At 42.6% G+C, this 1,166-nt stretch carries 2 protein-coding genes; both read left to right on the top strand.

The features are described 5' to 3' along the window. A partial coding sequence (locus tag TW85_RS25040) for a hypothetical protein (protein WP_046019866.1) occupies positions 1–269 on the top strand: 269 nt, incomplete at its 5' end. Positions 270–474: 205 nt separating this feature from the next. Next, the coding region (locus TW85_RS25805; protein WP_202904908.1) for a phage protease at positions 475–1,166 on the top strand (692 nt) is incomplete at its 3' end.

Raw genomic sequence — 1,166 nt, 5'->3', positions numbered from 1 at the left:
AAACCTTAGAGCGAAAAGAGAAAAAAGGCGTTAGCGTGAATAAGATTTTACACGGTGAAACGCTTCACCTTCGCGATACTATTTTTTCATTTAGTTCTGATGATGAAGCAGGGCTGAGTACTGGCCCCGGTACAGAGGCTTATGCGGCAACACAGCAATTTGGTGATACAGATAGAAACATTGTTGAAAGACGGTACTTTGGTATTGGTGAATTGGACGAAACAGAGATAATTTCAATTATTCACGAGTATTTAGAAGAACCCCTTTAAGAGCGCCTTAGCGGCTCTCTAAGCATGCTTAAGCCCCAACCATACGAGAAAAGCATAAAAAACGTTTATAAATCCTTTATAAATCGAGTACGCTACGCTTCCTAGAGTGATTTCCCCCGCAATTTTCAAATTCATACTTTTCTTTCTGTTTTTTCGCTAAACGTTTGAATCCCAACCCCCATACAAATTCCGTGATTATGTCCTCATGGAAACGAAACGCACTACCTCACCTTTTGCACTTGCGGTTTTATCTGAGCAGATAAACAAAAGCAAAACACCCACCGATGAAATCGGCTTTGCTGCTTTATCCATAGAGCAAAGCGAAAACGGTTGGTGCCAATTGTTACCCGCTGGATATTTTAAAGCCGTCGATGGCCGCCCACATGATGTTGAAGGTGGACACTGGTATTTAGATGAAGAAACCGCTCAACAGTTAATCGTGGGGTTAAAGGCTCGTGCCAATCCAATGGTGATTGATTACGAACACCAAACCCTATTAGCAGACACTAATGGAAAAGAAGCGCCAGCCTCTGGTTGGTTTCAGGAAGCCGAGTGGCGAGAATCTGGATTATGGATCAAGCCAGAATGGACGCCTCGTGCCCAAGCATTTATTGACGGTAAAGAATATAAGTTCTTATCCGCCGTATTTCCTTACAACACGCAAACAGGCAAACCCATTTCATTGCATTCAGCCGCGCTGACAAATACCCCCGGACTAGATGGGTTAAACAGTGTTGCTCTTCGTTCCCTTCATATTAATAAACCATCTGAAAAAGAGGATTCTCTAATGGATCGTAAGTTACTGATTAAACAATTAGGTCTTGCAGATGATGCAACTGATGACCAAATCACGGCGGCTTTAAAGCAATTGCAAGATGACAAGCTAAGTGCTGAACA

The organism is Marinomonas sp. S3726 (genome assembly GCF_000967665.1).
Classification (GTDB): domain Bacteria; phylum Pseudomonadota; class Gammaproteobacteria; order Pseudomonadales; family Marinomonadaceae; genus Marinomonas.
The sequence above is the reverse complement of the archived record's forward strand: the minus strand, read 5'-3'. Positions and strand labels throughout refer to the sequence as shown.